The 21,261-nt window shown below is 52.9% G+C and carries 19 protein-coding genes and 1 pseudogene; 14 read left to right on the top strand and 6 right to left on the bottom strand.

Going from position 1 to position 21,261, the window contains the following annotated elements; genetic code table 11:
- Window positions 1-45 precede the first annotated feature (45 nt).
- Window positions 46-615 (bottom strand): transposase, encoded by a 570-nt coding sequence (locus JXQ85_RS02275; protein WP_421747226.1) that lies wholly within the window; start codon window positions 613-615, stop codon window positions 46-48.
- Window positions 616-698: 83 nt separating this feature from the next.
- On the opposite strand from JXQ85_RS02275, the gene JXQ85_RS02270 reads away from it, so the two are divergent.
- On the top strand, window positions 699-2,570 hold the full coding sequence (locus JXQ85_RS02270; RefSeq protein WP_421747225.1) for a TniQ family protein: 1,872 nt from the start codon (window positions 699-701) through the stop codon (window positions 2,568-2,570).
- A 14-nt stretch (window positions 2,571-2,584) separates the two neighbouring features.
- Here the strand turns inward: JXQ85_RS02270 and JXQ85_RS02265 are convergent, their stop codons facing one another.
- Window positions 2,585-3,049 carry a DUF6634 family protein gene (locus JXQ85_RS02265; RefSeq protein WP_421747224.1) on the bottom strand — a complete coding sequence of 155 codons (465 nt, stop codon included), beginning with the start codon at window positions 3,047-3,049 and terminating at the stop codon, window positions 2,585-2,587.
- A 73-nt stretch (window positions 3,050-3,122) separates the two neighbouring features.
- A complete protein-coding gene (locus tag JXQ85_RS02260) occupies window positions 3,123-5,195 on the bottom strand; it encodes an AAA family ATPase (RefSeq protein WP_421747223.1) in 2,073 nt (690 codons plus the stop codon).
- 473 nt (window positions 5,196-5,668) lie between these two features.
- On the opposite strand from JXQ85_RS02260, the gene JXQ85_RS02255 reads away from it, so the two are divergent.
- From JXQ85_RS02255 to JXQ85_RS02200, 12 genes and pseudogenes are all read left to right on the top strand, one after another.
- Window positions 5,669-6,085: a hypothetical protein gene (locus JXQ85_RS02255; protein ID WP_421747222.1), complete on the top strand. Its 417-nt coding sequence runs from the start codon at window positions 5,669-5,671 to the stop codon at window positions 6,083-6,085.
- A 60-nt stretch (window positions 6,086-6,145) separates the two neighbouring features.
- A pseudogene (locus JXQ85_RS02250) lies at window positions 6,146-6,295 on the top strand (antitoxin Xre/MbcA/ParS toxin-binding domain-containing protein); the annotation flags it as partial.
- A 616-nt stretch (window positions 6,296-6,911) separates the two neighbouring features.
- Window positions 6,912-7,574 (top strand): helix-turn-helix transcriptional regulator, encoded by a 663-nt coding sequence (locus JXQ85_RS02245; RefSeq protein WP_421747221.1) that lies wholly within the window; start codon window positions 6,912-6,914, stop codon window positions 7,572-7,574.
- A 551-nt stretch (window positions 7,575-8,125) separates the two neighbouring features.
- Window positions 8,126-9,268, top strand: coding sequence for a hypothetical protein (locus JXQ85_RS02240; RefSeq protein WP_421747220.1), 1,143 nt, complete (start codon window positions 8,126-8,128; stop codon window positions 9,266-9,268).
- Between the two features lie 15 nt (window positions 9,269-9,283).
- A complete protein-coding gene (locus tag JXQ85_RS02235; protein WP_421747219.1) occupies window positions 9,284-9,643 on the top strand; it encodes an iron-sulfur cluster assembly scaffold protein in 360 nt (119 codons plus the stop codon).
- Window positions 9,640-10,809, top strand: a complete 1,170-nt coding sequence (locus JXQ85_RS02230; protein ID WP_421747218.1) for a cysteine desulfurase family protein — start codon at window positions 9,640-9,642, stop codon at window positions 10,807-10,809. The genes JXQ85_RS02235 and JXQ85_RS02230 overlap by 4 nt, the downstream gene beginning before the upstream one ends.
- A gap of 6 nt (window positions 10,810-10,815) precedes the next feature.
- Window positions 10,816-12,483: a fatty acyl-AMP ligase gene (locus tag JXQ85_RS02225; protein WP_421747217.1), complete on the top strand. Its 1,668-nt coding sequence runs from the start codon at window positions 10,816-10,818 to the stop codon at window positions 12,481-12,483.
- Window positions 12,476-12,757: an acyl carrier protein gene (locus JXQ85_RS02220; protein WP_265019356.1), complete on the top strand. Its 282-nt coding sequence runs from the start codon at window positions 12,476-12,478 to the stop codon at window positions 12,755-12,757. Before JXQ85_RS02225 ends, JXQ85_RS02220 begins: the two co-directional genes overlap by 8 nt.
- The gene (locus JXQ85_RS02215) at window positions 12,744-13,904 is read left to right on the top strand and encodes an NAD(P)-binding domain-containing protein (RefSeq protein ID WP_421747216.1); all 1,161 of its coding nucleotides are present in this window, start codon (window positions 12,744-12,746) and stop codon (window positions 13,902-13,904) included. Before JXQ85_RS02220 ends, JXQ85_RS02215 begins: the two co-directional genes overlap by 14 nt.
- Window positions 13,897-16,236 (top strand): efflux RND transporter permease subunit, encoded by a 2,340-nt coding sequence (locus tag JXQ85_RS02210; RefSeq protein WP_421747215.1) that lies wholly within the window; start codon window positions 13,897-13,899, stop codon window positions 16,234-16,236. The genes JXQ85_RS02215 and JXQ85_RS02210 overlap by 8 nt, the downstream gene beginning before the upstream one ends.
- Window positions 16,233-17,057, top strand: a complete 825-nt coding sequence (locus JXQ85_RS02205) for an outer membrane lipoprotein-sorting protein (protein WP_421747214.1) — start codon at window positions 16,233-16,235, stop codon at window positions 17,055-17,057. The genes JXQ85_RS02210 and JXQ85_RS02205 overlap by 4 nt, the downstream gene beginning before the upstream one ends.
- Window positions 17,057-18,244, top strand: a complete 1,188-nt coding sequence (locus tag JXQ85_RS02200) for a hypothetical protein (protein WP_421747213.1) — start codon at window positions 17,057-17,059, stop codon at window positions 18,242-18,244. Before JXQ85_RS02205 ends, JXQ85_RS02200 begins: the two co-directional genes overlap by 1 nt.
- Window positions 18,245-18,287: 43 nt before the next feature.
- Here the strand turns inward: JXQ85_RS02200 and JXQ85_RS02195 are convergent, their stop codons facing one another.
- From JXQ85_RS02195 to JXQ85_RS02185, 3 genes are all read right to left on the bottom strand, one after another.
- Window positions 18,288-19,217 carry a cation diffusion facilitator family transporter gene (locus tag JXQ85_RS02195; RefSeq protein ID WP_421747212.1) on the bottom strand — a complete coding sequence of 310 codons (930 nt, stop codon included), beginning with the start codon at window positions 19,215-19,217 and terminating at the stop codon, window positions 18,288-18,290.
- A complete protein-coding gene (locus JXQ85_RS02190) occupies window positions 19,207-19,968 on the bottom strand; it encodes a transglutaminase-like domain-containing protein (RefSeq protein WP_421747211.1) in 762 nt (253 codons plus the stop codon). Before JXQ85_RS02190 ends, JXQ85_RS02195 begins: the two co-directional genes overlap by 11 nt.
- Window positions 19,969-20,059: 91 nt before the next feature.
- The gene (locus JXQ85_RS02185) at window positions 20,060-20,488 is read right to left on the bottom strand and encodes a MerR family transcriptional regulator (protein ID WP_421747210.1); all 429 of its coding nucleotides are present in this window, start codon (window positions 20,486-20,488) and stop codon (window positions 20,060-20,062) included.
- Between the two features lie 170 nt (window positions 20,489-20,658).
- On the opposite strand from JXQ85_RS02185, the gene JXQ85_RS02180 reads away from it, so the two are divergent.
- Window positions 20,659-21,258, top strand: coding sequence for an SCO family protein (locus JXQ85_RS02180; RefSeq protein WP_421747209.1), 600 nt, complete (start codon window positions 20,659-20,661; stop codon window positions 21,256-21,258).
- Window positions 21,259-21,261 lie beyond the last annotated feature (3 nt).

Here is a 21,261-nt window from a genome sequence, read left to right as displayed (position 1 = left end):
GAAGATGTCCAAAGATTTCACATGTGGATGGACTGTCTACTTTAATCAACAGCCAAACGACTGCCGTTGCCGTTGCTGCAGCTCGTTCTCCAGCCAGTTCAAATGACCAGTTGTTTCTCGATCTAAATCTGGCGGCAGATGCAGTTCGCGTAAGCATATGCAGCGCCCCAGCAGTCCTCCTTCAGCGTCTCTTAGTGCATTCGAGATGTTGGCTTTCAACTTAAAAGCCGTTGCATATGCGATTTGATATTCGTCTTTGATTTGATGCCCTGTCGGCCTCAATCGTTTGACTTCTGCTTCAATCAGTTTTTCTGCGAGCAAAAAATATACACGCAAATCTAGTCGTCGCCGATGAAACAGTGTCCCTGAAGTCAAAGAAAAATGCGTAGGGCATTTTTTGCAATAATAGAGTTTTCGCGCTTCCAAATAGCCGAATTTTTTTTCTTTGCAGTTCGGACATTTGGGGCCCTGAGGCCAGCGAACGGCTTCCAGGCGGTTCTCACAAATTGATTCTGTCGGAAACTCAGCAGCTACCCCCTCAGCTGGCAGCCTCAGATATAAGGTGAGCCAGTGGGTACGCTCTTGTTCATAGCTTTGGAACGGCTCTTCTTGCATGGCGCAGCATTACTCTTTTCAAATCACGAGAGAAAGCTCTGCACAGTAAGATTGGAAACTGACGAGTTGAGCGCATAGCTTCGTTGAACACCGCACTTCCGCGCCAAAAACCAAAAAAGTTGGAGCCAACTCTGTCTTTACCAATCCCACAAACACCTGAACCCAAGCCTCGAGAAGGAATGCTCTCGCTCGTCGCTAGGGCGGCCGGGAGTCGCAACCTATCTACAGCATCGTTCTGCGCAGAGCTTGGCTTGTCTTATAAGAAACTCTTGGTTCATGATCCTGCGCAAATCTCACGACTTGTAGAGCTACTTGGACTAGACCAAGAAACACGTGAAGAGGTGCAATCTTGGTCGCTGGTGCCGCTGCCTGGCGTAAAAGTGCGTTTTAGAAACGAGACATATGTCTCTCGCACATTGATGAATCCAGTTGTGCGGGGCTGTCCCGCATGCCTTCGTGACAATGTTACGACGACCTCATTGCTGCCCGCAGGACAAATGGTCATGCAGGGTCAATGGCAAGTCAAATATGTGCAAAAATGTCTGCTTCACAAAAAGGAACTGGTCCCTCTTTGGGAAATCAGCAATCCACGGCATAGATTTGACCACGCCGCACGTCTCAGAGATCTATCCGATGACATTTTGAATGGACGTCTCTCGCAATGTGACACACCAATCACAGACTATGACGTCTGGCTGGATGAGCGGCTAGAATACAGCAAAGATTCAACATGGCTTGCGAACCATGATACTGAAATCGCGGCAAACTTTTGTACTTTGCTCGGTGCTGAATTGAAGCGCGTTAATGCCACACTTGAGCCGAAAAACACAGAGGCATCATTGGTTGGTTTCAACGTTGCGAAGCAAGGCCCGGAGGAAATTCTGAATGCCTTCAAGTTTCTTACGGCCGCAGCTGATGGCCCTCAAGACCGCCCCAAGAAAGCGTTCGGCGAACTCTACACGTGGCTAAGCCAGTACGGGATAGCCGACCAACGCTGGGATGCATTTAGAGATCTCATGCGCAAGGTCATTCTTGAGACATGGGCCATTCCCGAAGGTGAAGAGGTATTAGGCAAAGTGCTCCAAGCGCGGCGGCTACACTCGGTTGACAGTGCTGCTAGAGAGATTGGCCGATCTAACAAAGTCGCTCGTCAAATCTTAGCACATAAGAACCTCATCTCTGCCGACGATTCACGCACAGATAAACGCCTCACCTTTGATGCAAAGTGCGCCGCCCCAGTGCTTTCGATGGCAAACAGACTCGTCATGACCAAGCAAATGATGAAGCATCTTGGAGCGACACCCAGTCAATTCGAAACGCTCACCAAACAACGTGTGCTGGTGCCAGCATTGCCAACGACGATTTCGAAACTTCATTGGGACACGGCTGACGCCGATGCTTTGCTCAAGACCCTACTGGCCAACCCAATGCCTGTGAATTTCGATGACAGCACCTGGGTTGCTTTCGGAGTTGCCGCTGGGCGAGCTCGTGTTGACCTCAGCAAAGCCATCAGAGCCGTTGACGAAGGCACCCTAAGGGTCGGAACGCGCGCCGGAAAATTTGGCTACGCTGCCATCGTTGTGAAACAGTCTGAAATGGATGCCCTTAGGCCAGAAAAACCCCGATACCCTACCCTGGCTCAGTTTGGTCTGACTGTTGGATTACAGAAAGACGGCGCTTTGCAGGCGCTATTTGAAGCGGGGAAAATCCAGACAACTTCCTTCTTCAACCCAGAAACTCTGAAAACAGGTATTTACTGCACCGACGAGGACCAAGCCGCTTTCCATGCGCAATTCACCACGCTGAAACTGCTCTCAAAACTCTGTCAGAAAGACAATCGGTCTATGGCACGGGAGCTTAGATCTCTAGGAGTTACTGGAGTGGAAATCGGTGATCGTGTCCTTACCAAAGTGTTTTGGAAAGCAGATGTTGAACGTGTACTTCCTCTGAACTGAGCGGTGATTGCACATCAGTAATTGAGCAACTGCTTCTGAATTTCCCTCACCCTCTCGCTCCTGTGTTCGTCACCGAGAATTTCAACTTCGATAAGCAACAAATTGGGAATTGTCCTAGTAACAGAAAGAGCTTCTTCCAAAGGCACTTCAACGCTATCCGGACCAAAAACCATTGCTTCGTGGGCCAGATCATTTTCATCGCGTAGCGGCTTGTCCAACCAGTACCAACGAGACCTCGTTCGCGCAAAGCCGGTCTCTGGATCGATGTAGAACAAAGGCGAGGTCATGACGTCTTGTTCAATGCGTTCCGGGTGACCTGTGACCTGTCCCCACAACGCAACACGCGCTCCAGTTTTGACGGTGATCCATTTATGGATGGTCGGAGCATGGCCAAGATTTCTGGAACGTTTCACCTCAACAATATCGCTCAGAATATCGATGGCGCTGTCGATCTCATATAACACCAATCTATCGTTCATTTTACTCTCCTTCCTTTTGGGATTTGATTGACTTTCAGTAGCTAGAAATTCCGGTCAGCATCCTGAGGCTTGGTCAAAAGTGGGGCGCGGATGACTTGTCGTTTGACAGCAGGTTGGTGAGACGATCACCCGCCAGAACACCTGATTTCATGAGCTCTTCAGCCGCAGTGACAATTTGGGGCACCATCGGTTCGAGCAGCCGTTGCGCCGCCGTCTCAGCTCTCGACACAAGCTCCGCGATTTCACGTTGGTGATTGCGCGCGACCACCTTGAACAGATTGTCTGAGTAGCTGGCACCCAACCAAAGTGGACCATTTTGCCCCAACCCATATGCACCGATTTCATTAGCGGCAGAGAACATGATCCGGCCCAGATCAGACCTATGGTCACCTCCAGCTCCACTGGACGGAGACCCACAGACAAGAGTTTCTGCAACGCGTCCTGCGGCCCATATGATGCGATCTCTGTGCAGGGTTTCTGTGGTGTGGATGGGCAATTGCCCAGATACGTTGCATTGCGCGCTCTGCGGGTATGCACAGACGTATTCGACCGTCAGCTCTGGAAATGCGTTTGCCGCAAAAGCATGCCCGCATTCATGAACCGCCATCCGAAAACGGACATCCTCTGGGCAGCTCATAAGCTCGCCAATCAAGGCTTGCGTGATGTCCTCTGTCCTGAGCGGCCGATTTGAACGCCGAGCAGCAGCGCGGCCTTTGCGTATTGCTGCGGCACAGTCTGCACCCGTCTTGCCAACAGCATGAACCGCACATGTTTCAACGTCGATATCGCGCTCAGAAGGCCGCAAATGCTGACGCGTGATCACCGCCAGATCGGCCAGGCTTGGCAGAGGAATGTTCACAACGTCATCGAACCGTCCGGCTCGACGAATTGATACTGGAATGGCCCCAAGCCGATTGGCAGCGGCAATAACCACTATTCCTTCACGTCCACGGATACCGTCTAGCTGCTCTAGTAGGCCTTTGGTCGCTTTTTGATCGTAGCTTGAGTTCCTGCCATCCAGAGCTTGTTGGAAACCGTCCAATTCATCGATGAATATTATGCAGGGTGCTTTTGCCTGGGCGTTCTCAAATGAGTCAGACATGGCCTTCAGGAAGGATCCGAGATGGTTTCCACGCTGCCATTCGGAATATGATGCTGCTTCAAAAGAGAGGCCTGCGGTTTGAGACATGGCGCGCGCAAGCTCAGTCTTTCCGGTTCCCGGATCGCCAACAAGAAGAAGCCCTCGTGGAACATCTTGCCAATCTAAACGGCCCTCCCGGTAGGCCTCTAGCGCAAGAACAATGTCCTGAGCTGCAGTCTTAGCCGAGCCAAGCCCGACGATCTCATCGAGCGGCACAACGGCTTCTGCGATCTCATCCGCGCTAGCAGTTTTCTGGATTGGCACATCTGCGTCTAAATCTTGGAGCAGAGCGTTGATCAGCTTAGCAGCGTCCAAAGCAGATTCCGCACGGAATGCCATGACCAAATCATCAAAAGACAGACCTGTAAGATCATTGTCTTCAGTTAATTGATGCAGTGCTTCACCAAGTGCATTTTGATCGAGGCCTGGGTATTCGAATGCAAGCGCTATGCCGACAATCTCACCGGGTATAGGTTGAAGCTCAATGACATCGTAGGAACACTGCGGGAGGAGTCTCTCTGGCTCACCAGTTTGGTCCAAAACCAAAATGATTGGCTCTCTTCGCGCGAAGAGAGATTTGAGCTCCTCACTCTTGCGCTCTGTACTTGTGGTGCAGTCAATTTCGCATAGGTAAATGCTATCGCTTGTGTCCTTCATACCGTAGCGACCGCTTTTTACCCTTTTGCCTCTCGGAGCGAGGATCGTCAGCGCTTTGAAGCAGTCATCTAAAGGCAGATCTGTCCGGATGCATGTGACGGCTTTAGCCCGGAAGATATCTCGTTGCATCTTGGAGATTGCACGGCTGAGAAGCAGCACCAGAATGAAGAGCCTCAAATCCATCTCTCCGTTATGGAAGATTTCAAAATCTCCGATGTTCTCCCCGTTTCGCCCGTTTGCCGACGGAAGCGCAGGCAGGTCGTTCTCTTCTGCAAGGAACTCCAAATACTCAGAGATCTTAGCAAATGCTGTACGAGGCCAACTCTCATAGGGCTGCTGACTAGGCATATTCGTCCTCCTTCTGGCAAAGCGTATGCGTTCACGAAAACCGTGTGTCAGACCAAACAATCTGCGGTGATTTGGCGGCTGATAAATCCCCCCAGCTACACAGAACATAACACGAACATTCAGATTCGAAAAGAGGGGGCTCACGGAACAGCCTAGGCAATACATTGAAATTGCATGACTTTCTTCGATTTTTCGCAAACGCGCATCAATCGCAATTCTTCAATGCGGTCGGGAAGATAGCAAAAAGTCGCAAGCCAAAATCGGCGTTTTTCGCAAACGGGTTTTCGAGTAAAAAAACTTTCAAAGAAGTGGGTGTAAACCTGGAGTTTAAGTGCTCAGAACAAAACTCGATAAGTGCTGGGATCAAGAAAACTGGGTGATCTGAAAATGCGCTTACTAGTGATTCTTGCCTTACTATGGCGCTGTGTCCGTTACAAACTTCGCGTTTTTCGCAAACACGATCGAGCTTAAGTATGTCACCAGTGTTGGCGTTTTTCGCATTTCTGGCCGATAATGCGATGCTTGAAACAACAAATGGTGCGGACCAAGGACGGAGTATTTTCAGCGAGGAGGACACGGCAATGACTGGGGCTACGTCACATACCAATCAAGTTCAGGCCATGCGCTTCAAATCGCAGGCCGCGTTTTCAGATCCTTCTGCGGAAGTCTATCAATTACTGGGAGGCAAAAACCTTCTACCGGTTGAGGTGCGTGACTTTATTGGAGCGCATCATGCAATCGAAAGTGGTCTTCCAGTCCACTCGGTATTCTATCTCTCTGACATTATGAAACACCCGCTTGCATTTGAAATTTTGTCGCAAGTCGTTGGTTTGTCGTCGGGAACTCTTCAACGAAAGAGAAACGGCAATTCCAAAAACACTAAATTGTAGGCAACACAAGGAAATCACCTTTGGAATTTCGCTGCGCTCCTTGCACGGGCAACCGAGGTTTTCGGCGATCCCGTGGAAGCCGAAAACTGGATTCTCAGGCCGTCAATTGGGCTGAATAATCAGAGGCCAATTGACATGCTTAGGTCACATCCGGGGATTTTGGCGACAAGGCAACTCCTGCTGCAGATTGATCACGGTACCTACGTCTAGCATTCAGACCTGAATGCCCAAAGTATGACAATGGAAGCAATAGTTGTGTGATCCAGCTACCTTGCTGTCAACTCCCGACCCATTGCGGACTTGCCTTCCATTCGCATTTTATGGCCGCTCGCGTGCAAAAAACGAGCATGTCCGACCCACAATTCGGGCGGAAAGTAGTGGTTCACTGTGCTCCTACCAATGTCGAATAGGCAGACCAAGCGGCCATTCAAAGTAGTAGCAGCAAAGGTCAGCAACGAGCCCAAACTATTGAATATTGCTTGTTTAGCCGCTTTCATCGCCGCACCTCATTCCTCAGGGCATCGTAGTTGGAACCAAAGACCGTCATCCCATCCAACAGCGGCCTTACATAATTAACTTTGCCTGAGAAGTAGTATCCGATGTGAGCGACGGGCGGCAGGCGGGAAAAGTCGATAGGATCGCTACCGTTGTAAAAAGCCACCCGGCTAGTCGGTTCCTTATTAACCGATACCCGAAAAGGGCTACCCAGACCGGCATCGTAAGTTTCAGTGCGCTCACCTTTTGATAGGCGAGTTGCCGCTTAACCGGTCGCCAGGAGTCTTTGGTCAGGCTGGAATCACTTGCTAAAATGAAATTCCCTCAATACGTGTCTAAGAAATTTACCAAACCCGCTTTGATTGAATGGCAATTTATGATTATGTCTAGGTTTTCTAAGTTGCTCAGCGCTATGGCATCCGAAGCACGCAATCGCCCTGAGTTCGTGGTTTTGTCCTTTTTTGCTTTTATCCAAATCGCAGGATGTGTCCTATTCTCGTGGTTAGCCCGCGCACCGCTTGACCCCAACGATCCCCACTACTGGGTCAACGCGTTCAACCATTTAATCAGCGTTTCAATGATCGCTGTCATTTTGTATATGTGGGTGTCGCCATTGAAGCGAAACATTGGCAATGTTTCTAAAAAACTTGAGAAAAGCCGCCAAAAAAATTTGGAGATCGCCCATGTTTTGCGCGGTCATATCAACTGGCAATTCGAAACTTGGAGCCTAACATCTTCCGAACGGGACGTCGCCCTATTGTCACTCAAGGGGTTGAAAATCAGCGAAATTGCCGAGTACCGGAACTCGCGTGAAGGCACTATCAAAGCGCATCTCAACGCGATTTTTCGAAAAGCCAATGTATCGTCTCGGACCGAGCTACTGGCAACTTGTCTGGAAAGCTTTATCGAGTTGGGTAGCCTATCAGAGAATGAAAAATCGACGACGCATCAAGATCAGAGCGTAATACGTAAATTGATCAAGCAACCTATCTGATCTTGCTGATTGAAGTTATGATCAAAATCGTTCACTGCACGTCAGTGGACGGCTTGGTTGTGAAACTGGTTGAAACACTCCCTAAGGAATTTGCTCAAACACCTAACTTGCGCCACCGGTTGAGGCTATCCTCATTGGAGCCAATTCGTTCGTGGCAAGCTGAAAACCCAGCAGCGTTTGAGCCTTTCGATTTAAGACACATCAAGTTTCCACTAAATTTTATCTCCTACAAGATCGCAGGCATCCATCTTCGAGCCTGAGCCGAATTGTACCGGTTCAACGTCGTTGCGAAGCTAATAGTCTATGTTTTGGCTCTGTTTTAAAAAGCGCTGCTCCTGCTGGCTCTAACGCTCAAAATTGAAATTTCGTGTGCCCTTACGAAGGGGACATCTTCAAAATGAGCTGGCGCTAATCTCTTCCTAAACCTTAGTTAAACATTCGGTTGTCACCAACTGGCGTTTAGTGCGCGGTGCCGCAACATCGCGTTATCGACCTCACATCGAATTCCATGCCCCTCCGGCAAAGAACCTATTGTTTTGAGGATCTATAAAGTGAACGAAATCGTTAACAAACTGACCAATAACACTGATCTAATCCGGCTCGCCAATGGTGCGGTTTCTCAGCTTTTCGCACTCTCTGATGAAGATCTTGCAACCTTTCAATTCGAGATGATCAAGCGCAGCTACGCCTATCATTTCGAAAATAATGCTTTCTATCGCGATCTAGCGGTATGTGCCGATTTGACGCCAGATGCGTTGCACACCGAAGCCGACCTGGCAAAAATCCCGCTTATCCCGGTTTCAGCCTACAAAGGTCAGGACAGCCACCGGTTGTTGTCAGTTGGCCTCACTGAAGTAGAGCACGAGATGCGTTCTACTGGTACATCCGGAGTGCCTTCTGTTGCGCGCCGTTGCACGACGACAGTCGATGGCGGTGTACAGTCGGTTTACGGCATGTACCGTGAGTTTCTCGGAATCTCAAAGGGAGCTGGACTGTACCTGTGTCCATCGACCGAGGAAATCCCTGAGATGGGCATGATTAAAGCGCTCAACATGCTCGCCGGTCTTCTGGACACACATCGCTTTATGGTTCGGAATGAACAGATGATTCCTGAGGATGCGGTGGCCCAGCTTAAAGAGTGGGATACCTTTACGCGACATATCATTGGGCCACCGTTCCTGATCCATCGCTTTATATCGTTTCTCAAGGCCACGAATACCAAGCTTAAACTTGACCCAGGTAGCCTGATCATCACCCTTGGGGGCTGGAAGCGGTTCAGTGGCGCGATGATCTCGCGGGTGGAATTCAACCAGGAATGCGAGGAATGGCTGGGTGTACCAACGCAAAACGTCCGGGACATTTATGCACTAGTGGAATCCAACATCGTTGCCATCGAGGACGAACATGGCGTCAAGCACGTGTCACCCACCGCGCGCATTTCAGTCCGCGATCAGAACGACCTTTCGCGCGAAATGCCGTTGGGCAAACCCGGACAACTCGCGATCTATGACCCTACGAACTTCACAGTGCCCGGTTTTCTTCTGACCGAAGACATCGTCACGCAAGAACCTAAGCGTGACGGCGATACTCGATCTGGCCAGCGGATCAAGTACATCATGCGCGCGCCTGTCTCCACTGAGTTCGGTTGCTGCGCCGTCAACCTTGAAAAGAAGATGGACGCTCAGGACGCCTGAGAGAGGGAAACAAACATGTTTAGCGCACGTATCGCAGAGAATTTCACTAGTCCGACCCATGGTGGAGAATTGGCCGATCCGCACATCGTTCTAGAAAATAAAGATCCGGTCTGTGGTGACCAGATCCGCATTTCTATCGCAGTCGATGATGGCTCAATCACCCAGGCCCGGTTTCGGGCCTGGGGCTGCGCAACATCGCTTGCGACGGCAAACATTCTGTGTGTGTGGATGGAGGGCAAGCAACTGACCGATTGTGTCGCCGCGACACCGGAAGAGTTGGCAGAGCAGTTGGGCACGCTGACGCCTGAGCAGCGCCACTGCCATGAGATTGCCGTCAACCTGGTCGCGCAACTTCAACCAGAGAGCGTCGCATGAGCAATCTTAGCGGATACTTTGATTACAATGCGACAACGCCTTTGTCCGACGCTGTCAAGGCGGCGATGGTCGATGCAATGGAGCAGTTTGAAAACCCATCGGCGGCTTATGCGGCCCCTGACGGTGTTAAGACTTTGATGGCCCAAGCGCGTGCGGATGTGGCGGCCTTGATTGGTGCCGATCCGGAACAAATTGTATTTACTTCGGGTGCCACCGAGAGCAACAATTGGGTGCTGAGGTCGATCCTCGAATGCCAAGATCGCTCGGGGGCTTTTGTTACCTCAGCCATCGAACATGACGCAACGCTGGCTTCAGGCAAGATGATATGTGATCAGCAGGGACGCGACCTCCGGATCGTCTCTCCTGATAGTGAAGGTATTGTGCCGGCCTCTGCAATTGAGCAGGCCTGCCAGGGCGACGTGTCGCTCGTGTCGCTTATGTTGACCAACAACGAAACGGGGGCAATCCAGCCGGTTCGCGAGGTCTCGGGGATTGCCCGGCAGACCAATGCGTTTTTTCACGTCGATGCCGTTCAGGCTGCGGGCAAGTTGTCTGTCGATGTAAGTTCACTCTGCTGCGACAGCCTTTCACTCTCCGCTCACAAATTCCACGGACCAAAGGGCGTAGGTGCGCTGTACATCAAAAACCCCGACGCGCTGACACCGATGATTGTGGGTGGCGGTCAAGAGGCAGGGTTGCGGGCAGGCACCGAAAACATTGTCGGTATAGCAGGCATGGGGGCCGCGGCGGCCGAGGCCCGCGCGCGGCTTGCGGATCGGACCGTACATGTGCATGCGCTACGCACCGCGCTGCTGAGCGAATTGCACACGCGCAACCTGTCATTCCAGGTCAACGGTCCTTCAGATCAGGCGCAGACGGCCCTGTGTACCCTAAACTTGTCATTCCCCGGCATCCGTGCCGAGTCGCTGGTCGCGCGCCTGGGACTGGTAGATGGCATCAAAGTATCGCTTGGCAGCGCGTGCAGCACCAACAAGCACAGCCGTCATTCACATGTCCTTCAAGCCATGGGGCTGGACGAAGCACGCCTTGTCGGCTCGATGCGCATCAGCTTTGGGCGCTATACCACACGTGGCGACATCACCCGATTGGCAGCTGCGCTTGAAGATGGATTGGGCGTTTTTCAGCGTTTGGCAGCAGCGGAGTAGTATCGGATGCAACAGTTTCCCACTCTCTTTCCCACGTTGCTCAATGCGCTAGACCATAACGCCAAAGAGCGCCCAAATGCGATCGTGCTGCGGCGGTTGGGATTTCGCGAAAAACCACATGATGAATTGGGATTTGCTGATCTACAGCAGGCTGCACAACGCTTCGCCCGGACCCTTTGCACATTGACGAAGCCACATGATCGGGTGCTTCTGGCCTATCCGTCGAGCAATGCATTCGTCATCGCGTTTCTGGGGTGTCTTTATGCTGGACGGATTGCCGTTCCCGTCAGCCTCGGAAGCAATGTGCGCAACGGAGAACGTATCGCAGCAATTGGCAAGGATTGCGATGCGCGGTTGCTTGTCAGCCCATCCCTGAACAGCGTGGGCCTGACTTGCGCGGTCCCCGAAGGTTGTTTGGCAGTAGAGCACGCCACCCTTGCCGAGGGAGACGATGATGCTACGCTTCCCAGCGTTGCGCCAAGTGACATTTGCTTTTTGCAGTATACAAGCGGTTCGACAGGCCAGCCAAAGGGCGTGATCGTCAGTCATGAGAACCTGACGGTCAATCTTACACAAATCCAAAACGCTATTGGCCACACCCATAGTCGCATAGTTAGCTGGCTACCGCAGTTCCACGATATGGGCTTGATCGGCACTATGCTCTTGCCAATCTTCGCAGGCATTCAAACCACCTACATGTCACCGTTGGAATTCGTTCAGCGCCCAATTCGTTGGTTGCAGGCGCTATCCGAGTACCGCGCCCATGGATCTGTTGCTCCAAATTTCGGGTTCTCTTACGTCCTAGATCGGTTACGCCCAGGCGACTTGGAAGGGCTAGATCTGAGCTGTGTTACCACACTGATGTGTGGCTCGGAGCCGATCAATGCTGATGTGCTCGACAGGTTTGTGAAATCACTTGCCGTTTGTGGGTTGGCCGAAACGGCACCCATGCCAACCTATGGACTGGCCGAAGCAACCTTGATGGTGTCCGCGCATCCGCGCAGCTCGCGCATCCGCACCTTGCGACCAGAGTTAGACGGTCCAATTGCCTGCAAGGGTACAACTGAACTTGTTGCATGCGGATATCCTGCTACTGGCTTGGATCTGCGCATCCTTGATGAGCAAGGGCGGGACTGCCCTGAAGGTGTCGAAGGAGAGATCACAGTTGGCGGCGCCAACGTATGCGTCGGATATTGGGGCAAAACGCCCCATACTGGGCTCGCGCGCACTGGAGATCTTGGCTTTCTTTGGGATGGAGAACTATTCGTCACCGGTCGCAAGAAAGATCTCATCATTTTGCGTGGACGCAACCTTTATCCAACCGATATCGAGACGCTAAGCGAATCCTGTACTCCACGTGCTGGCGCCAATTCCTGTGCCGCCATAGGTCTGACATCAACAGATGGAACGGAGTCACTGGTTGTTGCGCAGGAAATACCTGCCGCCTCGATGCGCGATCTGGATCCGGACGCATTGCGAACCGATATCGCAGGACGCATTTTGGATCACGTGGGCATAGTGCCGGCGCAAGTTCTGCTTTTGCGCAGCAATACCCTACCGCGTACCACCAGCGGTAAAATTTCTCGCTTTGGGCTGAAGGCCGCGCTCGGACGCGGCGAAATTGACGAAGCCTTTTCTACCCACGCAATCCAAACTGGAATACTTCATGCCTGATACGATCACGCAGCCCGCTCTTGCTGAAATCCTTGCGGATGCACTAGCCGATATCGTCGAGACCAGCAGCGGCACGCGACCCGCAACGGTGAATCGCGACGCGTCCTTAACGTCTTTCGGACTGGATTCTTTGGCCATGGTCAATTTAGTGACATTGATCGAAGAGCGATTGGACATCGAACTCGAGCCGGAACTGGCCTTCAACTATCCCACGATTAATGCATTGGCCGATTTCATCGGCCAGATGCAGAGGGTACCACATGCCCAAGAATGAACGTATTCTCGACTGTCTGATTATTGGCGCGGGACAAGCCGGATTGTCTGCCGGACGGCTGGCTCAGCACACTGGGCTAAATTTCATGATCCTTGAGCGCGGTGAGGCGGCCGGAGCTGAATGGTCCCGTCGAGCCCCGGAGCATTTGCTGTTCACACCGCGCGCGCTTTCCAAGTTACCAGGGTTGGATTTGATTGAGGGGCCAGCATCCGGCTACCCCTCCAATTCTGAAATGGCACGTTATTTTACCCAATACGCGATCACATTTGATCTTCCCCTACGCACCGGAAGTACCGTAACCAACCTCTCGCGCAACGCGGGTTTGTTCGTTGTGCAATTGGCCGATGGCACTACGCTCCGGTCTCACACTGTCGTTTTGGCAAATGGATCCAACCAAGAGCCGCTTGTTCCTGCCTCGCTTGCAGAACCTATCCGTCAATGCACGACACAAGGTACCGCGCGTGACTTTTGGCAATCACTCCCCGCGCCCGGCGCGCGGGTGCTTGTGGTGGGAGATGGAGCCAGCGGTCGCCAGACGGCACTGGACTTTGCTGGTAAAGGATATGAGACCACACTTTCCGGTGCAGGACGCCGACTAGCACCTGCGCACCTGTTGGGACGCAGTTTGTTTGCCTGGCTGCTGTCCGCACGCCTGCTGCGCGCAGATCGCGACACATTTCGTGCCCGTCTTTTGCGAAAGCTAAATCCGGTTCCAAACAAAAAAACACTGGGCGACGCGTCTCTAAAGCAGGCGGGCGTCGTGCAGAGGGCAAAATTAATCGGCACTCTGGCATCGCTGGATGGGACAGGAAAACCTTGCGGGCAGGCCAACTTCGAGGGCGGTTCCGCCTGTCATTTTGATCATATCGTCTGGTGTGTCGGTTATAATGAAAACAGTCCATTCAATACTTTTGCTACGGGCAAATTGGACAGCTGGTACACCGATGGACGCGGCAAGACCGATGTGCCGGGCTTGTTTGTGGCCGGGCGCCGTTGGTTGACCAGTCGTGCCTCAGAACTGGTTCTTGGCGCCCCCCGCGATGCAGAACGCGTGATGGCCCAAGTAGAATTGTATCTGTCATCCCGTCCAATGGCCATTCCGCAAACTGAGCTTCCCTCTGCAATCGGAGATCAGCACCATGCCTAAGCGCAACGCAGCTCAGCTGGTAGTCTCTCACCCTCGAGCAATCCTTGCAGCGACCCTGCTATTGGTCTCCATAGCGGCGACTGGCTTACAATACATCGGAATGAGTCCCGATTTGCGGGTGTTCTTTTCGGATGGAAATCCTGACAAGATCGCCTTGGACGACTTTGAAGAAGCCTTCGTGCGTGAAGATAGTGGTATCATCGCGATCGCCGCAAAATCGGGTGATGTCTTCACTCCCGACGCCATCCGCGCAGTACATGAGGTCGTTGAACGAGCCTGGTATCTTCCCTACGTGCGCCGCATAGACTCGGTGATTACCTTTCAGGACTCGCGGGCCGAAGACGATGCGGTTCTCGTAGGTGATCTGTTGCCCGATCCACTCAACGCCGACCAGGTTGAGCTGGATGTCGCCCGCGCCCGCGCACTGCAACGACCTGAAATCGTAGGCAGCCTGCTCAATCCTGATGCCAGCATGACTCAAGTACGAGTTCTGTTTATGTTGCCAGGTCTTGATCTGCGTAATGAAGCCCCTGAAGCCTATCGTGCGATGCTGGAATTAGAGCAAGAAATCGAGGCCGAGTTCCCAGAGATCGAAATCCTTGTGTCAGGCACCGCGGCAATGAATGCATCATTTACATTGGCTGCTCGCCAGGATCTTAAGACATTGCTGCCTGCAATGGTGTTCGTCGCCATGTTGATACTCGGCCTTTCGCTCCGCTCTTTCCGCGGCGCGGCGATTGCGTTGACGGTCTCGTTGATCTCAGCCTTATCTGGCATATCCGCATTGTGCTGGGCGGGAGTGCCGCTGAATACTGCGACCGTCATGGCGCCGTTGATCATCCTGACACTAAGCGTGGCTGGGGTGACACATCTTTTGTCCGCCACCGGTTCTGCAACCGAAGGCCTGTCAGCAACCGATCAGTACGCACGCCAAAACGCCGTCGCTGATGCATTGCAGCGACTGGCACCATCGATCACCTTATCCCTGATTACGACGATCATCGGCTTCCTGGCGCTGAATTTCTCAATCTCACCACCTTTTTGGCAATTGGGTAATGCTGTTGCTGCCGGGCTGTTCGTGGCACTGCTGTTAATCCTGACTCTGGTGCCGGCATTGGTAGTAATCTGGCCCCCCCGCTCGGTTGGAGCTAGGCACCATCATAGGGGACTGACCATTCTGGCCCAATGGACCTTGGACCACAAAATCGTGGTTTTGCTGGTCAGTGCATTGATCGTGAGCGCTATCGTCCCGGGCATTGCCAGACTGCAATTCGAAGATGATTTTGTTGCCTATTTCGACGAGAGTTTTCAATTTCGGCGCGATACCGACCGGATTGAGGAAAACCTGACTGGACTACGCACTCTTGAGTATCCATTCGATTCTGGACAGCCCGAAGGTGTCTATAACCCGGCTTTTCTCACGCAGGTTGACGCGTTTGTCGCCTGGGCGCGCACCCAGCCGAATGTTGTATCAGTCCAGTCTGTCACGGACACGATAAAGCAGTTGTCGATGAACATGAACGAGGACGAAGCAGCGGCCTATCGTCTGCCGGACGCGCGCGCGAGCACTGCGCAATATGTCCTACTTTACGAAATGTCGCTGGGCTACGGCATGGATCTTTCGGACCGGCTTTCAATGGACAAAAGCGCGCTTAGAGCCACGGTAGTGCTGCAAAATGTCACCACAGCCGACACCCGCCACTTCGAAGAAAAGGCCGCGGTTTGGATTGCGGCAAATGCACCTTTGCTTAGCGCTGATCCTACTGGGATTGCTCATGTCTTTACCCTGATCGCATTTCGAGACGCAAAGGCCATGGTGGTGGGAACACTACTCGCGCTTGCGCTGGTCTCAGTCGCTATGATGGTTTTGCTGCGCAATCCCCGGTTGGCTCTTATCAGCCTTGTACCGAACCTATTGCCTGCTGCGTTGGCCTTTGGGTTGTGGGGCTTCATAAGTGGTCAGGTAACGCTTGCGATCTCTGTCGTGGCCGCCATGACCTTTGGCATCGTGGTGGATGACACAATCCATATGATGATGGCTTTCAACCGCAACCGTCGCGCGGGTAAATCCAACCAAGAAGCCTCCGTTGCCGCAGTTAGCGAGGTGGGTCGTCCCGTACTCATCACGTCACTCAGCCTAATGGCTGGATTCTTTGTGATGTCGTTTTCGGGCTTTGCCCTAAACAGCGATATGGCCCTTCTAACGGCATGCACGGTTGGGTTTGCCGTTTTGGCCGACCTGTTTCTTTTGCCCGTCCTTTTGAGCGCGCTTGCCCGGCGCGATCGGCCCATCTCAACAGAAGAACTAACAGTTTTGGGAGAGAAATCATGAATTGTTCATCTATTTCGGCAACTGGTCGTCTGCGAATAGGAGTTTTGGCGCTGGTTCTCGCCGCTCTCGCACCTGCGACGTCCTCCAATGCCGCTGATACCGCCAAAGGTCTGCGCATAATGCAAGAACAGGATCGCCGCGATGCAGGATGGCAGACTGTTCGGGTGAACGGTGAAATGATCCTACAAAGCGGATCCAGCATTTCGGCGTCCCGCGCATTTCGACTGGTTCGTACGGAACGCCCGTCGCGCAGCAAGGGGGATAATTCCCGCCTGACCTTTTCCACTCCAGCGGACGTGAAGGGAACCGTGTTGCTGACACATGGCAATGTCGAACCCAAGGATGACCATCAATGGCTGTTTCTGCCTGCCACGCGCAAGGCGCGCCGCATTTCTTCGGGGAACCGATCAGGCAAATTCCTGTCATCTGAGTTCAGTTATGAGGATATGGGGGGCAGCGAACTCGAGGATAACACCTATGGCTGGCTGCGCGATGAATCCTGCCCGGACAATGCAAAGCTGTCCTGCCATGTGGTCGCCGCTTATCCCAAGAACAAAAAATCCGGCTATAAGCAGCGTATTCTTTGGCTCGACACGCAAGAATACAGAGTTTTTCAGACCGAGTATTTCAACAAGCGCGGCAAGCTAGAAAAGCGGATGACCAGCACCGGTTTCAAAAATTACGGCGGTCATTGGCGTCCGGCCCAGCTAGACATGCTCAACCTTCAAACAGGCAAGCGAACGATATTGAAGTGGTCAGGCTATAAGTTCGGCGTAAATGTCTCAAGCACTGAACTATCGCCGCAAAGGCTTGATAAGTGATGCCGTCCGTTCGAACCGGGTTCGTCGCGTGGTCTATATTAGCCTGCGCGCAAGCTGTCAGTGCGCAGTCAGATCTCAGCGCGACCCTACGGGTGGACGCATATGCCTTTGCCGAGGATGCTCTGTCGCCACAACAAACGAACAATCCAAGCCGCATCGCCTTGGATTTGATTGGCCGGCTTGAACTGTCAGACACTCTGACGTTGTCATTTGACAGTACCGGTGGCTGGTCAGGTGGCGAACACGGCTTTGCGTTTGGTCGGATTAACAGGCTCAGCCTGGATCAACAGATCGCGGCTTCAATTCTCAGCTTTGGTTATGACACTCTGATTTGGTCGAAAAGCGAATTCGCAAGGCTATCGGATGTGATCAATCCGCGCGACTATCGTTTCGATCCCAGCGGTGAGACAACCTTGGGTCAACCAATGTTCCGTTGGGATCTGCCGCTAGGACCGGGCGTGTTAACCTCGGTTGTTGTCCCGCGCCCACTTCCGTCGCGCTATCCAAGTGCCGAAAGCCGCCTTAGATCCCGCCTTCCAGTCACAGGCGATGCCCAGTTTGAGAAAAATCAGAACACGCATGCCTTTGCACTGCGCTATGAGGCAAGCATCGGGATCACAGACTTTGGCATTTACGGCTATGTCGGCCCGACACGCGAAGCGGCGATCGTCTCCGTTGGCTCAGCCTTTGCTCCGTATTATGCTTGGGTGCAACAGGCCGGTTTCGACGCACAAGTGACCTTTGGGTCCAGCGCCGCAAAACTCGAGCTTCGCCACACCAGCAATCAACTTGATCGCACTGGCGTACGCAGCGACGGTTGGGCGATATCTGTCGGTGCCGAGCACTCGTTTTATGGGGTTTTCGGGTCACCTGGCGATATTACCGTAGCTGTCGAATACGCTCGGGATGAACGCGGTAAGCAAGCATGGCAGAACAATCAGAACGATCTTTATGCGGGACTTCGTTGGAGCCTTCAGAACACTGCGGACACGCAATTTGAGATCGGCTATCAGCAGGACCTTTCATTCGACTCATCTGCGTGGAGGTTGGGGTTCGAGCACAGGGTGATGGACGGTCTGGTTGCAAAGGCCGAAGCAGTTCTTTGGCAAGACGCCGATCCGCAAGATCTTGTCTATGGGCTGAGCCGCGACAGCCACTTACGAGTGAGTTTCGAAAAGAGCTTTTGAGCGTCAAGTGCAAACGGTATTTCGAAACGGCAAGCTATGAGGTTTAGAGCAAATCATGGCCGAACAGCGGAACCTCGTCCTCGCAAACTCCGTCGCGCTCTAACTCCAAAGTGGAGTGATTGATCCCGAATTCTGCACCAATTTGCGCCTTTAGCTCTGCCTTTATATGCTCCAACCGGCCCCATGCAGCGTCTTCGACGACTATATGGGCATCGAGCGCCGGTGCATTCTCTTCCATCTGCCACAGGTGAACATGGTGGACGTCCATGACGCCATCTGTTTGGCGCAGAGCGGTCACCACGTCTCCGCCGTCAATGTCCGGCGGACTACCGAGCATGAGGGTTCGGATCGGACCACCGATCTCTGCGAAGGCCAAGTATAGAATATAGATCGCTATTCCAATCGTGATCGCAGGATCAACCCACCGCATGTCGTAAAAAATGATTAACGTGCCGCCGACGATCACGGCGACCGAGGCCAAAGCGTCGGAGAGGTTGTGGAGGAACAAGGCGCGAATGTTCTGACTGCCCTTTTGCATTGAATAGGTTAGTGCCGCCGTCACGGCGTCAACGACCAGCGCTAATCCCGCGATGATGACCACTGTCCACCCTTGCACTTCGGGCGGTTCGAAAAGGCGGATGCCGCCTTCATAAATAAGATAGAGTCCGATCACGATCAGTGTCGTGTAATTGATCAAAGCTGCAACGGTCTCGATACGACCATAGCCGAAAGTCATCCTTTCATCGGCAGGCCGACGTGCGATCTTGCGGGCCGCAAAGGCAATGACGAGCGCCGCCATGTCCGAAAAGTTATGGAGCGCATCCGCGATCAGAGCGAGTGAGCCTGCAAAAATGCCACCCACGATCTGGGCAACGGTCAGAAGACCGTTGGCCCAAATTGCAATGGCGACCCGACGATCTCCGCTGGATGGGTCCAAATGGGCATGGCTATGACCGTGGTGATCATGCGGCATGGATCTCGTCCTCATGGCTGTGCGCTACAGATACGTCGGGTTTCAGTCGGCCAGCGCGAAAGGCCCGTACGCGTGCATTCATCCAATACCGGATAATACTTCGATAGAACCAACCGCGCAGTCGCCCGAACTGTTGTTGATGTTCTGCGTAGAAGGCATCGGGCGTATCGTACGTGCCAAAATCCTGCACGATCCCGGTTTTCTGGATGTAGGTGTCCTGCCCGTTCCATTCGATTGGCGGGGCGCTCAGGCAATCTGTTCCAGCGCCGTAACCGCAGAGGCTTTCAGTGTTGGCAAACGAAGATTGCAGAACCTTCAGAAACGCGCTGTCGAGAATGAAGCCTTCCAGGTTGATCCACCTGCCGTCCAGTTCGACCTCGATCCACGAGTGGAGAATTTCTTCCGGTGCGATCGGGTAGACAAGCTCCGGCACAACGCCGCGCTGAAGGCCCTTGTGGATCGTGAATCCGTGGATCCTGCACTTTATGCCTACACCCCGAAGCAGCGCCATAAGGAGCGTACCCTTGGTGTTGCACTGACCATATCCATCGGAAAGCACCTCGGACGCCGGAATGTCGTCGGCTCGATTGTAACCAAATGCGATTTCATTACGCACAAAGTCATAAACAGCTCCGATCTTGTCAGTATCGGACAGATTGGCCCAGCCCCTTCCATCAATTAACTGCGCGATGGAAGCCGCACCAAAATCCAGGATTGGGGTTGCCGTCAGCAAGGGGTCTTCATATGCCACAATGGGTCTCCTCGAATCTTTCGAGGATATAGATAATTACTACAGTCACTGTAGGTTCAAGTAAGAATATCAAAAAGTTGTATGCGCCTAATCAGACGCCAATCTGATCATGCTCGGTCAGACATTCTGAATGGTCTCTCAGCACCTCAAGAACACGGCATTGCGCGGCGTTACCGCCGCTGCATTCCTTGACCATGCGCTTCAATTCCGCGCGCAACGCTTTCAAGCGTTCCATCCTCTGCTCAACGAGCTTCAATTGTCGGCGAGCGATTTCATCGGCTTCGTGACAGGGCCGGTCCGGAGCGTCGGACAAATCAAGCAACTCCCGGATCGCGTCGAGCGGAAATCCCAACTGTCTGCTGTGCCGAATGAACGCGAGGCGATCGAGTTCAGCGTCACCATAGCGCCGTTGACCGCCTTCGGTCCGACCAGGTTCGGGCATCAATCCGATCTGCTCATAGTAACGGATCGTCTGAACCTTGGTGCCAGTTCTTTTTGCGAGCGAACCAATTGTGAGCATGTCGAAACCCCGTTAATCGTCAAGTGAATGTAGGTTTGCATGACCAGCGGCGCAACCGCGGAACTCATGCATTGGCGATCACTCGCAGGTGCGGCAGAAAATCACTTGAACCTACAGCAGCTAGAGGGTGTAACCCGACTCAAAGTAATGAATCAAACAGGCGGAACGACATGCGTCTTTCAGTTATTCAGAAAATATTGTGGAGTCTGGCAAGCATAGCGCTGCTTGCATTTGCGGCATTCCAGTTCGCTGGTATTCGGGTCGACACTAACGCGGACATGTCTGATCCTGCGTTTCGCGCCGCGTTCGAACTGACAAATCACCACGGAATGACGCAAACCGAGCGCGACTTTGCTGGGCAGTGGCTGCTCGTCTTCTTTGGCTTCGCAAACTGCCCAGATGTTTGTCCAACAACGCTTGCCGAAGTTGCCGCGGTTATGGAAGACCTCGGTCCAGATGCCAAAAAAGTGCAACCAATTTTCATCTCGGTTGACCCTGAACGCGACACACCGGCTGCGCTGGCGGAATACGTGCCCTTGTTTGATGCAGGGATCATCGGCCTGACGGGTACTCCGGAACAAATTGCAGAAACGTCTGAGACCTTTCCGATATTCTATGAGCGGATCGAAGAGGCCTCCGCGCCAGATGGCTACACAATGGGCCACACATCGCATCTGTTCCTCTTCGATCCTAAGGCAGGTTTCGCGGAGTCGTGGGCCTATGGCACGCCAGCAGAAGAGATACTCACCGACCTAAAAGCGAGGCTCTGACCG

Source organism: Cognatishimia sp. (genome assembly GCF_049116455.1).
Taxonomy (GTDB): Bacteria; Pseudomonadota; Alphaproteobacteria; order Rhodobacterales; family Rhodobacteraceae; genus Cognatishimia.
This window is presented reverse-complemented; position numbering and strand designations above follow the sequence as displayed.

What these genes read in the sequence shown, in the direction of transcription:
- JXQ85_RS02230 (WP_421747218.1), top strand. Translation starts at nt 9,640, where the DNA reads ATGAGCAATCTTAGCGGATACTTTGATTACAATGCGACAACGCCTTTG.
- JXQ85_RS02275 (WP_421747226.1), bottom strand. Translation starts at nt 615, where the DNA reads ATGCAAGAAGAGCCGTTCCAAAGCTATGAACAAGAGCGTACCCACTGG.
- JXQ85_RS02195 (WP_421747212.1), bottom strand. Translation starts at nt 19,217, where the DNA reads ATGCCGCATGATCACCACGGTCATAGCCATGCCCATTTGGACCCATCC.
- JXQ85_RS02225 (WP_421747217.1), top strand. Translation starts at nt 10,816, where the DNA reads ATGCAACAGTTTCCCACTCTCTTTCCCACGTTGCTCAATGCGCTAGAC.
- JXQ85_RS02265 (WP_421747224.1), bottom strand. Translation starts at nt 3,049, where the DNA reads ATGAACGATAGATTGGTGTTATATGAGATCGACAGCGCCATCGATATT.
- JXQ85_RS02215 (WP_421747216.1), top strand. Translation starts at nt 12,744, where the DNA reads ATGCCCAAGAATGAACGTATTCTCGACTGTCTGATTATTGGCGCGGGA.
- JXQ85_RS02200 (WP_421747213.1), top strand. Translation starts at nt 17,057, where the DNA reads ATGCCGTCCGTTCGAACCGGGTTCGTCGCGTGGTCTATATTAGCCTGC.
- JXQ85_RS02220 (WP_265019356.1), top strand. Translation starts at nt 12,476, where the DNA reads ATGCCTGATACGATCACGCAGCCCGCTCTTGCTGAAATCCTTGCGGAT.
- JXQ85_RS02235 (WP_421747219.1), top strand. Translation starts at nt 9,284, where the DNA reads ATGTTTAGCGCACGTATCGCAGAGAATTTCACTAGTCCGACCCATGGT.
- JXQ85_RS02185 (WP_421747210.1), bottom strand. Translation starts at nt 20,488, where the DNA reads ATGCTCACAATTGGTTCGCTCGCAAAAAGAACTGGCACCAAGGTTCAG.
- JXQ85_RS02210 (WP_421747215.1), top strand. Translation starts at nt 13,897, where the DNA reads ATGCCTAAGCGCAACGCAGCTCAGCTGGTAGTCTCTCACCCTCGAGCA.
- JXQ85_RS02205 (WP_421747214.1), top strand. Translation starts at nt 16,233, where the DNA reads ATGAATTGTTCATCTATTTCGGCAACTGGTCGTCTGCGAATAGGAGTT.
- JXQ85_RS02255 (WP_421747222.1), top strand. Translation starts at nt 5,669, where the DNA reads ATGTCACCAGTGTTGGCGTTTTTCGCATTTCTGGCCGATAATGCGATG.
- JXQ85_RS02180 (WP_421747209.1), top strand. Translation starts at nt 20,659, where the DNA reads ATGCGTCTTTCAGTTATTCAGAAAATATTGTGGAGTCTGGCAAGCATA.
- JXQ85_RS02260 (WP_421747223.1), bottom strand. Translation starts at nt 5,195, where the DNA reads ATGCCTAGTCAGCAGCCCTATGAGAGTTGGCCTCGTACAGCATTTGCT.